The sequence below is a fragment of the Bacillus clarus genome (genome assembly GCF_000746925.1).
Lineage (GTDB): Bacteria > Bacillota > Bacilli > Bacillales > Bacillaceae_G > Bacillus_A > Bacillus_A clarus.
This window is the reverse complement of sequence record NZ_JMQC01000008.1, coordinates 599,433-617,685: the sequence shown is the minus strand read 5'-3', so window position 1 is coordinate 617,685 and position 18,253 is coordinate 599,433. Positions and strand designations below refer to the sequence as shown.

At 34.7% G+C, this 18,253-nt stretch carries 18 protein-coding genes and 3 pseudogenes; 17 read left to right on the top strand and 4 right to left on the bottom strand.

The window, feature by feature from the left end:
* Positions 1-212: 212 nt before the first annotated feature.
* Together DJ93_RS33645 and DJ93_RS33115 are read left to right on the top strand one after the other, a co-directional pair.
* Positions 213-287: pseudogene (locus DJ93_RS33645) on the top strand (cation transporter); the annotation flags it as partial.
* Positions 288-666 (top strand): annotated as a pseudogene (locus tag DJ93_RS33115) (GNAT family N-acetyltransferase); the annotation flags it as partial. It abuts the pseudogene before it with no gap.
* Between the two features lie 19 nt (positions 667-685).
* Here DJ93_RS33115 and DJ93_RS03870 read toward each other — a convergent pair.
* Together DJ93_RS03870 and DJ93_RS03865 are read right to left on the bottom strand one after the other, a co-directional pair.
* Positions 686-958 carry an HU family DNA-binding protein gene (locus tag DJ93_RS03870; RefSeq protein ID WP_042979262.1) on the bottom strand — a complete coding sequence of 91 codons (273 nt, stop codon included), beginning with the start codon at positions 956-958 and terminating at the stop codon, positions 686-688.
* Between the two features lie 138 nt (positions 959-1,096).
* Positions 1,097-1,912, bottom strand: coding sequence for a formate/nitrite transporter family protein (locus tag DJ93_RS03865; RefSeq protein ID WP_042979261.1), 816 nt, complete (start codon positions 1,910-1,912; stop codon positions 1,097-1,099).
* 387 nt (positions 1,913-2,299) lie between these two features.
* On the opposite strand from DJ93_RS03865, the gene DJ93_RS03860 reads away from it, so the two are divergent.
* The 3 genes from DJ93_RS03860 (at position 2,300) to DJ93_RS03850 (ending at position 4,885) form a co-directional block, all read left to right on the top strand.
* Positions 2,300-2,512, top strand: a complete 213-nt coding sequence (locus DJ93_RS03860) for a hypothetical protein (protein WP_042979260.1) — start codon at positions 2,300-2,302, stop codon at positions 2,510-2,512.
* Between the two features lie 140 nt (positions 2,513-2,652).
* On the top strand, positions 2,653-3,546 hold the full coding sequence (locus tag DJ93_RS03855; RefSeq protein WP_042979259.1) for a metallophosphoesterase: 894 nt from the start codon (positions 2,653-2,655) through the stop codon (positions 3,544-3,546).
* A gap of 115 nt (positions 3,547-3,661) precedes the next feature.
* Positions 3,662-4,885, top strand: coding sequence for a M20 metallopeptidase family protein (locus tag DJ93_RS03850; protein ID WP_042979258.1), 1,224 nt, complete (start codon positions 3,662-3,664; stop codon positions 4,883-4,885).
* A gap of 81 nt (positions 4,886-4,966) precedes the next feature.
* Here the strand turns inward: DJ93_RS03850 and DJ93_RS03845 are convergent, their stop codons facing one another.
* A complete protein-coding gene (locus DJ93_RS03845) occupies positions 4,967-6,049 on the bottom strand; it encodes a chitinase (protein ID WP_042979257.1) in 1,083 nt (360 codons plus the stop codon).
* A gap of 293 nt (positions 6,050-6,342) precedes the next feature.
* Between DJ93_RS03845 and gabP the strand changes: the two genes are divergently transcribed.
* The 10 genes and pseudogenes from gabP (at position 6,343) to DJ93_RS03795 (ending at position 16,528) form a co-directional block, all read left to right on the top strand.
* Positions 6,343-7,737: a GABA permease gene (gabP, locus tag DJ93_RS03840; RefSeq protein WP_042979256.1), complete on the top strand. Its 1,395-nt coding sequence runs from the start codon at positions 6,343-6,345 to the stop codon at positions 7,735-7,737.
* A gap of 214 nt (positions 7,738-7,951) precedes the next feature.
* Positions 7,952-8,041 (top strand): annotated as a pseudogene (locus DJ93_RS34990) (CsxC family protein); the annotation flags it as partial.
* 139 nt (positions 8,042-8,180) lie between these two features.
* Positions 8,181-9,035 carry a BC_2427 family protein gene (locus tag DJ93_RS03835; RefSeq protein ID WP_052109534.1) on the top strand — a complete coding sequence of 285 codons (855 nt, stop codon included), beginning with the start codon at positions 8,181-8,183 and terminating at the stop codon, positions 9,033-9,035.
* Positions 9,036-9,095: 60 nt separating this feature from the next.
* The gene (locus DJ93_RS03830; RefSeq protein WP_117287848.1) at positions 9,096-9,434 is read left to right on the top strand and encodes a hypothetical protein; all 339 of its coding nucleotides are present in this window, start codon (positions 9,096-9,098) and stop codon (positions 9,432-9,434) included.
* A 316-nt stretch (positions 9,435-9,750) separates the two neighbouring features.
* Positions 9,751-10,293: a DUF420 domain-containing protein gene (locus DJ93_RS03820; RefSeq protein ID WP_042979253.1), complete on the top strand. Its 543-nt coding sequence runs from the start codon at positions 9,751-9,753 to the stop codon at positions 10,291-10,293.
* Between the two features lie 117 nt (positions 10,294-10,410).
* Positions 10,411-11,574, top strand: coding sequence for an iron-containing alcohol dehydrogenase (locus DJ93_RS03815; protein ID WP_042979252.1), 1,164 nt, complete (start codon positions 10,411-10,413; stop codon positions 11,572-11,574).
* A gap of 157 nt (positions 11,575-11,731) precedes the next feature.
* Positions 11,732-12,484, top strand: a complete 753-nt coding sequence (locus DJ93_RS03810; protein WP_042979251.1) for a DeoR/GlpR family DNA-binding transcription regulator — start codon at positions 11,732-11,734, stop codon at positions 12,482-12,484.
* Positions 12,481-13,392, top strand: a complete 912-nt coding sequence (pfkB, locus tag DJ93_RS03805) for a 1-phosphofructokinase (RefSeq protein WP_042979250.1) — start codon at positions 12,481-12,483, stop codon at positions 13,390-13,392. Before DJ93_RS03810 ends, pfkB begins: the two co-directional genes overlap by 4 nt.
* A 13-nt stretch (positions 13,393-13,405) precedes the next feature.
* A complete protein-coding gene (locus DJ93_RS03800; protein ID WP_042979249.1) occupies positions 13,406-15,259 on the top strand; it encodes a PTS fructose transporter subunit IIABC in 1,854 nt (617 codons plus the stop codon).
* A 351-nt stretch (positions 15,260-15,610) separates the two neighbouring features.
* Complete coding sequence (locus DJ93_RS03795) at positions 15,611-16,528, top strand: 3D domain-containing protein (RefSeq protein WP_042984136.1); 918 nt, start codon at positions 15,611-15,613, stop codon at positions 16,526-16,528.
* 62 nt (positions 16,529-16,590) lie between these two features.
* On the opposite strand, the gene DJ93_RS03790 is transcribed toward DJ93_RS03795, so the two are convergent.
* Positions 16,591-16,830 (bottom strand): hypothetical protein, encoded by a 240-nt coding sequence (locus DJ93_RS03790; RefSeq protein WP_042979248.1) that lies wholly within the window; start codon positions 16,828-16,830, stop codon positions 16,591-16,593.
* A 189-nt stretch (positions 16,831-17,019) separates the two neighbouring features.
* Here DJ93_RS03790 and miaA point away from each other — a divergent pair, with 189 nt between their 5' ends.
* Entirely contained in the window at positions 17,020-17,952 is a 933-nt protein-coding gene (gene miaA / locus DJ93_RS03785) for a tRNA (adenosine(37)-N6)-dimethylallyltransferase MiaA (protein ID WP_042979247.1), read from the top strand.
* Positions 17,953-17,995: 43 nt separating this feature from the next.
* Entirely contained in the window at positions 17,996-18,220 is a 225-nt protein-coding gene (hfq, locus tag DJ93_RS03780; RefSeq protein ID WP_000813896.1) for an RNA chaperone Hfq, read from the top strand.
* The last annotated feature ends 33 nt before the right edge of the window (positions 18,221-18,253 follow it).

The window sequence follows — 18,253 nt, the reverse complement described above, 5'->3', positions numbered from 1 at the left end:
AGAAGCCATTTTGATTAATCTTTTTCAAAATGGCTTCTTTTTCGTTCTCACTAAATAAGGATTTGCAAAACATTTTCTGATCAAACTGTATTCCAAAGCAACAAGGAAAGAAAATAGAAATTTGTGATTAAAACCCATCGATTATTATAGGGGGGGATGGTAATACTTTATTGTAGTTAACAAACAATGAAATAACAAGAGGAGGATTTGAAATGGAACAATTAACATTAAAAGTTGAAGGCATGTCTTGTGGACATTGCGTAAATTCTATTGAAGAAAGTGTAAAAATTAATGCAAAGGATTATAATACGTTACAGTAAGATGCATGGGCACCAGAAAGATTAGATAGAGAAAGTTGGCTAAATTCTTTAGAGAAAAATATATGTTACATAGCTGATTATAAAGGAGTGATAGTTGGATTTTGGGGTTATAATGATGAGTACTACATAGACCACTTGTTTACGCACAAAGACCATCAAGGGAGAGGGATAGCTTCTCGCTTATTACAAAAATTAGAAGAAGCAGCAATGAAATTAGGGGATAAAGAGATCTATATAGAGGCAAGTATTACGGCAAAGCATTTCTTTGAAAATAAAGGAACAAAATAAGAAGCATAATGGACAGATTTTTATTAATTATATAATGAAAAAAATAGCCTTCTCATAAGCGAGAAGGCTATTTTTTATTATTTTACTGCTTCTTTTAATTCTTTACCAGCTTTAAACGCAGGTACTTTAGAAGCTGCGATTTGCATTTCTTCACCTGTTTGTGGGTTACGGCCTGTACGAGCAGCTCTTTCACGAACTTCGAATGTACCGAATCCGATAAGTTGAACTTTTTCACCAACAGCTAAAGTGTTTGTGATTGATTCTACTACAGTTTGTACAACTACAGTAGCATCCTTTTGAGAAATTTCAGCTGTTTGTGCTACGTTTTTAATTAATTCTGTTTTATTCATGTTTTCACCTCATATGTAAATAATGCTATTTAAGTTGTTATTATAACGTATAAAATCTCAGAGAACAAGTGTACGCAGATATATTCGTGAAAAAAATGGAATAAAGAGTGCTTTTTTACAATGCGATAAAGGTATATTTTAAGCAGATAGTGAATTTTTCTTTGCTTCTGCCGCATTATTATGTGAAGATTGCTGTTTATTATAGGCTATGAAATACGGTAACGCTACAAAGAGCATACCACCTACTAGGTTTCCAAAGAAAACGACAATAAAGTTTGGAAAATAATCACCCCAAGTCAAATGACCAGAAAAAATAGCAGCTGGAATGACAAACATATTCGCTACAACGTGTTGGAATCCGATAGCCACGAAGGTCATAACAGGGAACCAAATACCGATAATTTTTCCACTAAGTTCTTTACTGCCCATACTGAGCCAAACAGCTAAACAAACGAGCCAATTACACCCAATAGCAGATATGAATGCTTGTAGTGGTGTATCATGTAGTTTAGCTTGGGCAATTGACACTGTTTTTGATAGATAAGCTCCTTCTGTTAATCCAACAATATGACCAAAAAAATAGGCTACGAACATAGCTCCAATAAAGTTACTAACCGTAATAATAACTAAGTTTCTTATCACTCGAGATAAAGTAATCTTTTTTTGAAACCAGGCCATCGAAACAGTCATCATATTACCAGTTACTAATTCACCACCTGCAAGGATAACGAGTATAAGACCAATTGGGAAAACAGCAGCGCCTAGAAAACTAGTAAATGATCCCCAAGATTTCGGCATTGTTCCAATAACATGAATATCGAGTAAATAGCCTAGCGCAATGAAAGCACCTCCAAAAAATCCGAGAATTAGCATAGAGAGTAATGGTAAATAGGCTTTTTTTCTTCCAGAATTAGCAGCTAACGTAGTGATTTCTTCTGGTGTATAGACAGACATGAAGCATCCCCCCGTAATATTGAATTGAGTTATTAATAGGAATATTCTTATAAAATGATGTGGCATAAAAATATGTTATGAAATTTGTATTAAATTGTCAAATTGTGGTGGTGAAGGAGAGAGGCAGCTGTATTAGATAAGGGAATAGAGTGAGTCTAGAGAAAGTTGCTCAATATTGGCATAGTAAAAATGAATGCTTTTAAAAGTAAATTGATGAAAAATATAGTAAATATAGTAAAAAAGTGGAGGTGTTTTAGAAAGAAAAAAACTAATTTTCGCAAAAATATATAGAAATAAATTATGCGTTTAAAACGAAGGTAATTATGACATAATAAAAGAATTTTTAAGTGTAACACAAAAAAAATATATATTTTAGGAGGATGAACAATGGAAAAGATGATGATGGCAGGTACAATGAATATGATGATGAGCATGGAGAAAATGATGTGTGAAATGAAATGTATGAAAATGATGATGAATAATATGATGGAATCAGAAATGGATATGAATAAAGAAATGATTAACAAAATGATAGAGTGTGATGAGATGATGTCATCTACAATGTCTATGATGAAAACAATGAAAGAAAAATGTTGCTAATAATGTCTCAATATTAGGGAAGAAAGCTGGCATGTAATGCCAGCTTTTTTTATTTTTCACATTGACGAAAACACTACTTATATTCATGTTGTCACATGAATGTAACAAAAAGCTTTTAAGCTACATCTAGAGGTGAAAACATGAATACTCATCATATAGAAAAAGAAAAGAAGAAATCGATTTTAAAGAAAATCATTATTGTTAGTTTCATAAGTGTATTGGTTATCCCAGCGAGCATTTATATATATGCAACAGAAATAGAGCGAAGATTAATAGCAGTCACATGGAATGAAATAGAGGCCTCTACTATTCCTAAAGAATTTAATGGTAAAAAAATATTGCAATTCTCAGATGTACATTTAGGAGCGGAATTTACTCTTAAACAGCTAGATGGCTTAGTGAAAAAAATGAATGAATTACGTCCGGATATAGTAGTTTTTACAGGTGATTTAATTGATAAATTTGGATCTTATACTTCGGAAAGAGAAGAGGCAAAAGGTATATTGAGAAAAATCCATGCGCCTCTTGGGAAATATGCTGTATTTGGGAATCATGATAGAGGCGGTGGCGGAAGTTTATTTTATAAAAGATACATGGAGGAAGCTGGTTTTTCTGTTCTAGTAAATGAAGTGCAAAAAATTAAGACAGAAAACGGTAAGTATATTACCATTTCAGGTTTAGATGATTTCTTATTAGGGAAGCCGCAAATAGATTCGATTTTAAAAAAGTTAAAGAGCGAAGATTTTAATATGTTATTAGTACATGAACCTGATGTTGTAGATAAAGTGACTACATATCCAGTGGATTTTCAAATTTCAGGGCATAGTCATGGAGGACAAGTCCAACTTCCCTTTATGGGTCCTTTAGTTACGACAAAGTTAGCTGAAAAATATGTTGAAGGTATGTATGAATTAGAAGGAAACAGCAAACCGTTATATTTATACGTGAATCGTGGAATTGGAACGACCCGAATGCCTATTAGGTTTTGGAGTATGCCTGAGCTTTCTGTTTTTGTATTAAAAAAAGTGGCTTAATATATTTGTGAATAGAGAGAACTGTGGAAAAAGAGGTTCTCTTTTTATTGAGTAAATACAGAATATTGTGTAAGTTTTATTTAAAGCTTTATAAAGTAAAGAAAGGGGAATTATTATGATAGAAATATGGCATGAAGAGCTGGAAGATTTATATAAACAAATGGTTTTATGGCGAAGAGATTTTCATCAATACCCAGAGTTATCGTTTCAAGAAGTAGAAACCGCTAAAAAAATAGCTGAAATCTTAAAAGATTTTCATATTGATATAAAAACTGATGTAGGAGGAAGAGGGATAATTGGTGTAATTGAAGGTGGAAAGCCTGGGAAAGTAGTAGCGTTACGCGCTGATTTTGATGCATTACCTATTCAAGATGAGAAACAAGTTTCATACAAATCAAAAGTTCCAGGTGTCATGCATGCCTGTGGACATGATGGACATACAGCAACACTTTTAGGAGTTGCGAAAGTATTGAGTGATAATCGGGAACATCTCTCTGGAAAAGTAGTTCTTATTCATCAACATGCAGAAGAAAAAGAGCCCGGTGGTGCAATTGCAATGATTGAAGATGGCTGCTTGGAGGAAGTAGATGTTATTTTTGGCACACACTTATCTTCTCAAATGCCTTTAGGTATCGTTGGGGCAAGAACTGGAGCGATGATGGCAGCCGCGGATACTTTTGAAGTAAAGATTCAAGGACGAGGTGGACATGGAGGGATGCCGCATTACACTGTAGATGCAATTATTGTAGCAACGCAAGTGATTAATCAGCTACAACTTTTAGTTAGTCGGAAAGTAGATCCACTTCAATCTGCAGTGTTAACAGTTGGTACGTTTCATGCTGGTCAAGCAGATAATATTATTGCGGATACGGCTACATTTACAGGAACAATTCGGACGTTAGATCCTGAAGTGAGAGAATTTATGGAGAAGGAATTCAAACGAATTGTTGAGGGAATTTGTCATTCTCTTCATGCTGAAGTAACAGTTCAATATAAACGTGGTTATCCAATATTAATCAATCATATTGATGAGACAAATCGTTTTATGCAGATTGCAGAGCGTGATTTTGGAAAAGAGAGAGTATTAGAAGTGCCACCAATTATGGGGGGGGAAGATTTTGCATATTATTTAGAACATGTTCCGGGAGCTTTCTTCTTTACTGGTGCAGGAAATGAAGAAATAAGAGCGACATATCCACATCATCATCCGCAATTTGATTTTGATGAACGTGCGATGGTAGTTGGTGGGAAACTATTTTTAAGTCTTGTATATAGCTACTTAAACAATGAAAATAAAGAAGAATCTTTCCATGAGATGAGTATGAATAAAACAGAGTAATATATTCATTTGAAAAGTCAAAACAAGCTACTCCTTAATAAGAGTAGCTTGTTTTAGTTTTTATCGTTTCAGAGGTTCGTATTATTTTTGGGTAGTAATTGTATCGAAATACGCTCTGTAGCTGTTAGAGAATTCAAAGTTGTTTTTTGCATCCCAATTAATGGACCAAGACATTAGTCCGCGAAATGCAGGATAGCTTGTTTGGGATGAGAGTTTGTACTTTCCGCCAAAGGATGTGCCTTTTATAATGTAATCTAAAGCTTTTTTCATTTCAGCAGGAGAAATATATCCACCGCTTGGAGCAGCGGCTGGTGCAGCTGGAAGACCAATCATAACTTGATCTGAGCGAAGGGCTGGAAAAATATTATTAGGATTTCCAGCTATCGGAAAGCCATGTAGTAACATATCTGCCATCGCAACTTCGTAATCTGCAGTACCTTGATTATAGTTATTGCCATCCATCCCAATACCACTACCAGCATTATAATGTTGGACATGAATATATGTTAGTTTATCTTTAACGCCGTAAATAATAGGTAAATATGCTCCCCATATACTACTATATGCGCTAAATCCTCCTTGTACGTAAGCTGTTTCAGGAGCCATACTTAATAGAAAATTTGGACCGTAATGGTCTGAAATTGTCCGAATAGCTGAGATAAGATTCACGATTTGAGGAGTTGTTGGATTTTTAAAATCAGTGTCATTACCATTTAAGTAAATACCTGATTCAAGATCAATATCTATTCCGTCAAATCCGTATTTATCAATAAGAGATTGTATAGAGTTAATAAAACGCTGTTTAGAAGCGGGGTCAGGGAGTAAAACAACTCCATTTTGCCCTCCTATTGAAAGAACGATTTTTTTTCCTTTACCTTTTAAATAAGAAATATCAGATTTAAATTCAGCCTCTGTACCATAAACAGGAGTAAATTCAACAGTCGATCGATCTCCACCAGTTTCACCGAAAGATACGTTAATAACATCCCATTTTGGCGAAACGTCTCTTAATTTAATAATACCTGTACCGTTATCAAAATTATGCCAGTATCCAACGAGTAACTTCGAGCTTAAATTAGTTGTAGCTTTTGTGTGTAAGGGATTTAAGGGGAGAAGTAAGGAAATTACTAAAATACAACAAATCAATTTGAACTTTGTTACCATATGCAACACTCCTATACAAAAAAGTTGTCTAGATGTATAATCTTGTTGTTTGTTAATATATTATCTAAAAATTCAGGTCAATGTAAGAGGGGACATAATTTTATCAATAATTGTTCTTGAAATGAGAAAAATTACTAAACCTCGTGAAATTGTTTGAGTAAAAAGATGTATTACAATTGTTGATTTCAGAATATTTTGATATATTTTAAGTGATGACTATTTATCGGTTTCAACAATAACCTTGTACATAATACTTTTACATAAATAAAAATATGAAAGGGGTTGTATATCATTTGGATAAAAATCTTAAGAAGGATTTACAAATACGTCACATTACAATGATTTCAATAGGTGGCGTTATTGGAGCTGGTTTGTTTGTCGGTAGTGGTGCTGTTGTTCATTCAGCGGGACCAGGTTCTATCCTCTCATATGCACTAGCGGGGCTTTTAGTTGTTTTCGTAATGAGAATGTTAGGAGAAATGGCTGCAATTAATCCAACAAGTGGTTCTTTTGCTACATATGCACGCGAGGCGATTGGTCCTTGGGCTGGATATACGATTGGCTGGCTGTATTGGTTTTTCTGGGTAATTGTAATTGCAATAGAGGCTACAGCTGGGGCTGGTATTATTCAATATTGGATTCCACAAATTCCACTTTGGTTATTAAGTTTAATATTAACGATTTTATTAACTCTAACGAATGTTTTTTCAGTTAAATCATTTGGAGAATTTGAATATTGGTTTTCTTTTATTAAAGTAATAAGCATTGTATTATTTCTCGGTCTTGGACTTGCCGTTATTTTAGGGCTTGTACCAGGGACAGAAGCACCAGGAACTTCTAATCTGACTGGACAAGGAGGATTTATGCCAAATGGTATTAGCTCGGTGCTACTTGGTATTACAGTCGTAATATTCTCATTTATGGGATCTGAAATCGTTGCGGTAGCTGCAGGGGAATCAGCGGAGCCTGTCAAAGCAGTAAAAACAGCAACAAACAGTGTTATTTGGCGGATTCTCGTATTTTTTATTGGATCTATTGCCGTAGTAGTTACACTTCTTCCATGGAATTCAGCTAACATATTAAAAAGCCCATTCGTAGCAGTGCTTGAACATATAGGTATACCAGCTGCAGCTCAAATTATGAATTTTATCGTCTTAACAGCTGTACTTTCTTGTTTAAATTCAGGTTTATATACAAACTCAAGAATGCTTTTTTCCATGGCAGAAAGAGGAGATGCTCCAAAAGCATTTTTAAAGTTAAATCGTAGCGGTGTTCCTGTTCGTGCGGTTTTATTTGGAACTTTTTTCGCTTATATCGGTGTTGTTTTTAGTTATATATCTCCAGATAAGGTATTTTTATATTTAGTAAATGCATCGGGAGGAATCGCACTATTAGTTTATCTTGTTATAGCTGTTTCGCATTTAAGAATGCGTAAGAAGATGGGAAAAGTAGAACAAAAAAATTTGAAGGTGAGAATGTGGATTTTTCCATATTTAACCTATGTTACAATTGCCGGAATTACAGCAATTTTAATTGCAATGTTTGCAATTGAAACATTACGTTCACAAGCTCTTTTAACGATGCTTGTTACAGTTCTTATTGTAGTTTCTTATTTTCTTTTTAATAGAAATAAAAATCGTTCGGTAATAAATCATCCAAATAGTAATGAAGAATCCGCTCGTATTTAATAACAAGGTAGTAAGGATATAAGTGAATTTATAATGAAAAAATGCTTCCTTTAAAAGCAAGTAGTGAAAGGTAATACGTGCTTCTTAAGGGAGCTTTTTATTATCCTGCTAGTCATTAGATGGTTCTGTTGCAAAAGTGTAGCTTACTTTTTAAAACTTTGCAACAGAACCATGAGACTACTTTCAGGAATCGAAAACGGAAGTGAAAGCTATAATCAATGAGCCATTTACAGAGCCTCGTGAAAAAATTGTATTAGATCTTACACTGAAAGTATTGCAAACACAACAAGTACAAATCTCATAAGTATAATAGTTTTGAAAAGACATTACTTTTACATTTGTAAAGATAATGTCTTTTTTTTAAAAAAGACATATATAATTTGGAAAGAGGTAATGTAGTAAAGGCACATCGTACTTTTAATTCATCAGTTAGGAAGTGATTGATGATGGATAAACCATGGATTGGTAACAAAATGAAGAAAGTTCTTTTTTCTCAAGAGAAAAAAGAAGTAAACATATCAAAAAAAATTAAGCCCAAAAAACATACAGTAAATAAGCATGAAGAAAGTTTAGACACTAAATTAAAAAGAGGAAAACAAGTTTGTTCGATGACTGTAAAAACACCTTTTTCTATTATTGGTGAAGTAACCGGATTTTCAACTCCAATTGCTGTAAATAAAAAAGAGAGGGAATTATTTGTACTTCAAAAGGTGCAGAATGAAGCAGGTACAGAGTTAGTTTCTACTGCTCATCATTACTACGAAAAACCGTATTGTTCTTTAATATATTCAAAAATTATTGAGTATAGAAGGAATATAGAAACTTTCAATGGTGAACGAATTGAGTTTCTTGAAAATAATAATTTCAAGAAAAGTTCATGGATTCCTGTGCACAATATAAATAATGCAAATTCTAAATACAGCAAATATAAAGGGAAAGGTACTCTTATTACAACGAAGCTTCCAATTGAAATAGGAAAGTATAGGGCAGAGATTACTGTAGAAGAGAAAGTTAATTTTCATGAGAAAGTTTTAGAAATTAAAGAAATCTCACAAGAAATTATTTTGAAGGAAAGTAAATTTATTCCCGTAAAAGAAGTGGATACAATAGAGTACCTCATAACAGCTGAAAAAGGCCAATTATTTGTAGAGGGGTATATTTTACAAAGTATAGAATATACAACGATACGTACGAATGAAAAGAAAAAACAACCAGCGTATCAATTTACCCAAGAAAATATAATAGAATTAGTCATTCAATTATGGCAAGAGCAGGAAGTACAAATAGAGACCATGTAATTACTATTGTCATAGTGAATATAAACTTTTTTCTTGACTTTTCATACGAAGGCGAGCAAAATGGTAAAAAAGGAAGGGGGGATGACGATGGAAGAGTATGTATTGGATCTTTATAATCTGCTATATACGACTGATTGGCAAGATATTGTTTCGTTTCTTGGGATATTATTTTGTATGAAAATTGTGATCGTATATATGGAAGAGCATGGTATGTTCTATTCCTTCTCATCCCCATCGGATTTACAACGAGAGTCGTTACTAAACTATGCCAATATAAGTTTTGAACAACTTCCTTTCGTTCCGTTTTTTATGATCCGTTTTATAACAGCGATCGTAAAGAAAAAGGAAAGTGATGAGGAAGATTGTAATCCAACTTGTTATACAGCCTATACTTTATAAGCTAAATACAAGGAGGAGATTTATATGTGGTTTCGATTTCTTATGATTGGTTTCTTTTCACTAACAGCAATTTCATTAATGGGATACCAAGTGTCTGAAATTTTTCAAGCATACAGCAATATGTTTTTTAACAAAAACTAATTGCATTGCTATTTAAATAATAAAGCGATAAAATCCTTCTTAAGAAGTATTGTTAAGAAGGATTTTTCTTTGTTATGTCTTATTGTGTCAAACTATTGTCACATTTACACTGTGAATAATATGTTAAAATAGTGAGGTTAATTATACATATTTGGAAGAAGAAGGAGTGAACAATTTGGTCGATCAATCAACAAATCAGAAAAGCTATGCTCCTATTGTGATAACGCTTTCTGTGATTGTAAATGCGATTATTTTATTTTTATTTTTTGGACCTGTTGGCTATGAAGGAGAATTACATTTTGATGTAACAATTTTACCAATGTTAAATGCGATTTTTAATAGCTTTACATTTGTATTTTTACTAGCAGCTCTGTTCTCTATTATTAAAAAGAATGTAAAAATGCACCGTGGCTTTATTCTTGCAGCTTTTACGACAACGCTATTATTTTGCGTTTCATATTTATCGTATCATTACTTGGCACCAGCGACGCATTTCGGTGGAGAAGGCATAATTAAATATGTGTACTTCTTTATTTTAATTACACACATTTTCCTTGCGGCGATCATTGTGCCACTTGCGTTGTTCTCACTTGTATTTGGTTTTACGAATCAATTAGCACGTCATCGAAAAATCGTACGTTGGACGATGCCGATTTGGTTATACGTAAGTCTATCTGGTGTTATTGTTTACTTAATGATTTCACCTTATTACCAATAAAAACTCTCAGCCAAAAGGCTGGGAGTTTTTTGTTAGAGCAAATATTTTTGTGAAACGAGAAAAGTATGGTATACAAAAGTATAGTTGCTTTTCATATAGAAGGGATGGTAAAGGTGTATGCAAAATTTTGTATTTCGCAATCCAACAAAACTTATTTTTGGTAAAGGACAATTAGAACAGTTAAAAATTGAAATTCCACAGTTTGGTAAAAAAGTGCTTCTCGTATATGGAGGAGGCAGCATTAAAAGAAACGGTATTTATGAAAATGTAATTTCTATTTTAAAGGACATAAATGCGGAAGTATTTGAATTAACTGGTGTTGAACCGAATCCACGTTTATCAACTGTAAAGAAAGGGATTCAAATTTGTAAAGAACACGGTGTAGAGTTTATTTTAGCAGTCGGTGGAGGTAGTGTAATCGACTGTACGAAAGCTATTGCTGCTGGTAGTAAATATGATGGAGATGTGTGGGATATTGTAACGAAAAAGGCATTCGCGAATGAGGCATTGCCATTTGGGACTGTACTCACTCTTGCGGCAACAGGTTCTGAAATGAATGCGGGCTCTGTAATTACGAATTGGGAAACGAATGAAAAGTATGGCTGGGGTAGTCCTGTTACATTCCCGCAGTTTTCAATTTTAGATCCAGAGCATACTGCTTCTGTACCGAGAAATCAAACGATTTATGGTATGGTCGATATTATGTCACATGTATTAGAACAATATTTTCATCACGGTACAAATACAGAATTACAAGATCGTTATTGTGAATCTATTTTAAAAACAGTAATCGAAACAGCACCTAAGCTTTTAAATGATCTAGAAAATTATGAGCACAGAGAAACCATTTTATACTGTGGAACAATGGCATTAAACGGTATATTAGCGATGGGAGTAAGAGGAGATTGGGCAACTCATAATATTGAACATGCGGTTTCCGCTGTGCATGATATACCACATGGAGGCGGTTTAGCAATTTTATTCCCAAACTGGATGAAGCACGTTTTCGATGGAAATGTGGTTCGTTTTAAACAGTTTGCGATGCGAGTTTTCGGTATAGAGGTGGAAGGGAAAACAGATAAAGAAGTTGCATTAGAAGGTATTGAAGCACTTCGTCATTTTTGGACATCGATTGAAGCGCCAGTACGATTAGCTGATTATGGCATCGGTGAAAATGAGATTGATGTAATGGCTGATAAAGCGATGGCTTACGGTGAATTCGGTCAATTTAAAAAATTAAATAAAGACGATGTAACTGAAATTTATAAAGCTTCTTTATAAGTAAATAGATGATAAAGAACCTATTTGATATATATCAAATAGGTTCTTTTTTGATTGTTTGTAATCAATTTCGAATGATAATGATTGTTTTTGATTGTTTGTGGTTGATTTTTGTGGTCGTTTTCATTATACTGTAATCAAAGAAGAGGTGAATGACATGTTAACTCCTGAGCGTCATCAAATTATTTTAAAGCTTGTTAAAGAAATGAAAGTTGTAAAATTGCAGGAATTGGTTGAGAGAACACAAAGTTCAGAGTCGACAATCCGTCGAGATTTAGCGCAATTAGAAAAACAACGTTTATTAAAAAGAGTACATGGCGGGGCTGCCATTTTAACTGGAAAAGGTCAGGAGCCAACGATGATTGAAAAATCATCCAAAAACATTCATATCAAGCAACAAATTGCAAGTTGTGCGGCAAGTTTTGTTGAACAAGGAGATTGTATTTATTTAGATGCAGGAAGTACGACGCTTGAAATGATTCCGTTTCTAATAAATAAAGATGTTACTGTCGTGACAAATGGACTCATGCATATTGAAGCGCTAGTCGAAAACAATATCAGGGCGTATTTATTAGGTGGCATGATGAAGAGTCGAACGAAAGCTTTAATTGGTGCTATGGCACTGGAAAGTATGCAGCAGTATCGTTTTGATAAATGTTTTTTAGGGGCGAACGGTGTTCATGAACAGCTAGGCTATACAACACCAGATCCAGAGGAAGCTTTACTGAAAAAAACGGCTTTAACATTGGCAAATGAAGGTTACTTTTTAATAGACGAAAGTAAGTTTTCTGAGGTAGCATTTGCGAAAATTGCAAATGTTGAAGAAGCGAATATTATTACAAATATATTAGAAATTGATTTAGAAAAATATAAAAGAAAAACAAATGTGATTGAGGCTGATAAACAATGATCTATACAGTTACTTTAAATCCATCAATTGATTATGTTGTACAAGTAAATTCTTTTTCTTTAGGAACAGTGAATCGAGCAGAGAAAGATATGAAGTTTCCTGGGGGAAAAGGGATTAATGTGTCCCGTGTGCTTCATCGCTTAGGCGTTGAAAATACTGCTCTCGGTTTTACAGGTGGATTTACCGGTCAATTTATTCAAGGTGTTTTAAATAGTGAAGGTGTAACAACAAATTTCGTCCAAGTAGACGGAGATTCTCGAATTAATGTGAAAATAAAAGGTCAAGAAGAAACAGAGTTAAATGGACAAGGTCCTATTGTAACCAATGAGCAATTTGAACAATTAATGAAAGAAATTGAAAGTATGCAGTCGGGAGATTGTATTGTACTAGCTGGAAGTGTACCTTCTTCAATCCCATCAACATTTTATGAAAAAATAGCGGAGTTCGGGGCGAAACAAGGAGTTCAGGTGGTCGTTGATGCAAGTGGTAATGCATTAAAGCATGTAATTAAAAATAGGCCTTTTTTAATAAAACCGAACCATCACGAACTTGGAGAGTTGTTCGGAGAAAAGCTTACCACAGTGGAAGAAATCCTCCCATATGGAAGAAAGTTAATTGACCAAGGTGTACAACATGTAATTGTCTCAATGGCAGGTGCTGGTGCTTTATTGTTTACAACAGAAGGCATATATGAGGCAACTGTCCCAAAAGGTGTTGTTATTAATTCTGTTGGAGCGGGAGATTCTCTCGTTGCAGGTTTTGTAGGAATATATGAAAAAACAAAAGATGTTGTTGAGGCGTTTCGATATGGTGTTGCAACAGGGAGTGCAACGGCATTTTCAGCTGATTTATGTACGAAGGAAAAGGTTGAAGAATTATTATCGCAAGTAATTATCACAAAGCGATAGGGGGAAGCAGCATATGAAAATTACAGAACTATTAAAAAGGGATACAATTATTATGGATTTGACAGCTTCAGATAAAGAAGCTGTCATAGATGAACTGGTGGAGAAGTTAGATAAAGCGGGCAGGTTAACTAGTAAATTGCAATTTAAAGAAGCTATTTTACAGCGCGAATCACAAAGTACGACTGGAATTGGAGAAGGTATTGCAATTCCGCATGCGAAAACAAAAGCAGTTAAGCAACCAGCGATTTGTTTTGGAAGAAGTGTAAGCGGTGTCAATTACGAATCGCTTGACGGACAACCTGCACATTTATTTTTTATGATTGCTGCAAGTGAAGGAGCAAATAATACGCATTTAGAGACTTTATCTCGTTTATCCACATTACTGATGGATGATGGGTTCCGTAAACAGCTTCTGGAAGCGGAAAATAAGGAAGAACTTCTTCATTTATTTGATATAAAAGAGAATGAGAAAGAAGAACAAAGTGAAACGGTAAAGCCTGAAGGGAATGAACCGTATGTGTTAGCGGTTACTGCTTGTCCGACTGGTATCGCTCACACATATATGGCTGCAGATAGTTTAAAAGCGAAAGCAACTGAATTAGGTATTGCGATTAAAGTAGAGACAAATGGCTCAACAGGGGTAAAAAATGGATTAATGAAAGAAGATATTGAACGTGCAACAGCAATCATTGTTGCCGCGGATAAACAAGTAGAAATGAGTCGTTTTGCAGGAAAACATGTTATTCAAGTACCGGTAGCCGATGGTATTCGGAAAGCGGAGGCGCTTCTGCAGCGTGCTGTAAACCAAGATGCACCGATTTTCAAAGGGATAAAAGAAAGTGGAACGACAGAGAATGCGGAAAAAGGTAAAGGGCTAGGTATATATAAACATTTAATGAATGGTGTTAGTAATATGTTACCCTTCGTCGTTGGTGGTGGGATATTAATTGCCATGGCGTTTCTATTTGGTGGGATTAAAGCAGAAGGTTCTATTGCAGAGATATTAATGACTATTGGCGGCGGAAAAACAGGAGCGTTCACATTTCTTGTACCGATTTTAGCTGGATTTATTGCGAGTTCTATTGCAGATCGTCCTGGTTTTATGCCGGGTGTTGTCGGTGGATTTATAGCGGCACAAGCAAATGCAGGGTTTTTAGGCGGATTAATTGCTGGTTTCTTAGCAGGGTATATTATTCTTGGTTTAAAGAAATTATTTGCGGGTTTACCAGTGCAGTTAGAAGGAATCAAGCCAGTTTTACTATATCCGGTCTTTGGGCTACTTATTACAGGTATCGTAATGCTAAAAGTTGTAAATCCACCTGTAGTTGCATTAAATGAAATGTTAACGAATTGGTTAAATAGCTTAGGTGGTGCTAACGCTATATTATTAGGCCTTATTTTAGGTTGCATGATGGCTATTGATATGGGAGGTCCAATTAATAAAGCAGCATTCACATTTGGGATAGCAGCAATTGAAGCTGGAAACTTCGGTGTGCATTCGGCCATTATGGCTGGTGGGATGGTACCACCGCTTGCAATTGCATTCGCTACTACATTTTTTAAATCGAAATTTACAGAAGCGGAGCGTAAATCTGGCTTGACAAACTATATTATGGGGGCATCGTTTATTACAGAAGGTGCAATTCCATTTGCCGCGGCAGATCCAATTCGTGTCATTGTAAGTTGTGTTATCGGTTCGGGTCTAGCTGGTGCTTTATCGATGTTATTCCAAGTTACGTTACCAGCGCCGCATGGAGGGCTGTTTGTAATATTATTGGTGAATAAACCGTGGTTGTATATTTGTTCGATATTAATCGGTTCTATTGTAGCAGCTCTTATGATCGGGATATGGAAAAAGAAAGTTTAATAAGGATTGAAAAGGGACAGCTAATAGTAGTTGTCCCTTTTTATTCTCAAAAAAATAATATAATAAATGAAAATTGATGGATTTTGGTAAAAGATGTAATGAAATGTGATTTTTTTGTAACAAAAAAGTAATACTGTAATTTTTTATGGAAAAAAATTCTTGTGCTAATATGTTGGGGAATATATGGAAATCCTTGTGGATTTTAATGATAATGCTTTTTTTTTATGGAAATTTATATTACAAATCATTAATCGTTTATTACGAATGCTTTGTAATTGTGTGATTTTTGAAATTCTTAAAAAAACTGTTGCTATAATGAGAACACGAAAACAAAGCAAATGGAGGCTATTCATGAAAAAATTAATTGGTATAGCAACGGCAGCGGTTTTTGGTATTGTAATTTTTGCAACTTCTGCTAAGGCAGAAACGATTGTAACAACAGATGTATTAAACGTTAGAGAAAACCCAACTGTAGATTCAACTGTTGTTGGTAAACTATTAAGTGGTAATCAATTAGAGGTTATAAATACAGAAAACGGATGGTCAAAGATTAAATTTGATGGTAAAGATGTATTCGTAAGTGCTGAGTTTACAAAAAGTATATATTATGTAACAGCGAATGTATTAAACGTACGTGCTGGAGCAAATACTGATTCAGAAATTCTTGGTACACTTAAAAAAGATGATATGATTGAAACGACGAAGCAAATACAAAATGAATGGTTGCAATTTGAATATAACGGAAAACCTGCGTATGTTCACGTGCCGTTCTTAACAGGTAAAGTACCTGTTGTTGAAAAACAAGAAGCGCCTGTTCAAACTGAAGCACCAGCCAAGGCTAAAGTGAAAACACCTGTTCAAACTGAAGCGCAAGTTAAGTCTAAATCGGAAGAGCCAGTAGTGCAAGAGAAGCCAGCGGCAAAACCTGTAGCAAAAGCAGTTGAGACAAGTGGGCCTTCTGGTGGACGTGAAATAACAGTTGAAGCAACAGCGTATACAGCTCATCCGGGTGAAAATGGCACATATGGTGGTCGTGTGCTAACTGCAATGGGGCATGATTTAACAGCGAATCCAAACATGAAAGTAATTGCTGTTGATCCGAAAGTAATTCCACTTGGATCAAAAGTATGGGTTGAAGGTTATGGGGAAGCGATCGCTGGTGATACTGGCGGTGCGATTAAAGGTAACCGTATCGACGTTCTAGTTGGATCTGATAGCACTGCTGACAATTGGGGTCGTAAATCTGTTAAGGTGAAAATTTTAAAGTAATCTAGTATTATTAAATGGCTGCTTGAAAATTATCAAGCAGCCATTTGGAGATTATATAAGAATTATTGAAAAGGGTATATTGTACGGCCGGTAATAATTTTATAGGCACTGCAAAATTGAGTTTGTATATATTCTATATTGTGTGTATCCAATGTGGTTTCTTCAAGTGTAGAATGGAAGGAACGAAGTAAGCAGTTTAAGGCGAAATACAATTCTTCCTGTGAACAATTCTTTTCTTTTGTAGCTGTAGCTAAAATAAGCTCTTTTATTAATGTTGAAAAATCGATAGTAGCTTGTCTCATAGTTATCGTATCCTCTCCGATTTATTTTTTACATATATATGTAGGAATGGACAAACTATGTCTGATTATTTTATCGGATAGTATAATTTCATGTACTGTATTCAAAGAACTTGCAATCTTACCATTAAAATTGGTAAGATTGGATATAATGTTCAAGTGGAGTATATTACATAAAGAGAGTTGAATTGTATGGGAGAAGCGCAACGTGAAAAAGTTGCTGTCATCATTGGACCAACTGCTGTCGGAAAGACGAAACTAAGTATTGACATTGCGAAAACATTAAACGGTGAAATTATTAGCGGTGATTCAATGCAAATTTATCGTACGATGGATATCGGAACTGCAAAGGTGACAACAGATGAAATGGAAGGAATTCCGCACTATATGATTGATATTAAAAATCCGGAAGATTCATTTTCTGTAGCGGAATTTCAAGAACTTGTTCGCGGTCATATTCGAGAAATTACAGAACGTGGAAAATTACCGATTATCGTTGGTGGAACCGGTCTTTATATACAATCTGTTTTATTCGACTATCAGTTTACTGATGAGGCTGGAGATTCTTTGTATCGAGAACAGATGGAAAAATTAGCGTTAGAGCATGGTGTGGAATATGTACATAAAAAGTTGCAAGAGGTAGATCCGGAAAGTGCGAATCGTATTCATGCAAATAATGTGAGGCGTGTCATACGGGCGTTAGAAATTTTTCATACAACAGGACAAAAAATGAGCGATCAACTTGAGAAGCAAGAAAACAAGTTGTTGTACGATGTTTCATTAATTGGCTTGACAATGGATCGATCCATGCTATATGATCGCATCAACTTACGCGTCGACCTAATGCTTAAACAAGGGTTATTACAAGAAGTAGAGGGGTTATATAAAAATGGAGTTCGAGATTGCCAATCTATTCAAGCGATTGGTTATAAAGAACTATATGATTATTTTGAAGGGCGCGTTTCGTTAGAAGAAGCTGTATCGCAATTAAAGACGAATTCACGCCGTTATGCAAAACGTCAATTAACGTGGTTCCGTAATAAAATGGATGTTTCGTGGTTTGATGTTACTAATGGTGAAAAAACGTCAGAAATTTTGCGATACATAGAAGGAAAGCTACAATGAAAGTCGAATAATATGTAAGTAGAGAAAAAGAGGAGGATTCGACATGAAGCAATCAATCAATATTCAAGATCAGTTTTTAAATCAACTCCGTAAAGAGAATACGTTTGTGACGCTGTACTTATTAAATGGTTTCCAGCTTCGTGGATTAATTAAAGGTTTTGATAACTTTACAGTCTTACTGGAAACAGAGGGTAAGCAACAGCTTATTTATAAGCATGCAATTTCTACATTTGTACCTCAGAAAAATGTTTCAATTGAATTAGAATAGTAATTAACTGTACATAACAAAAAAGAGCGAGTT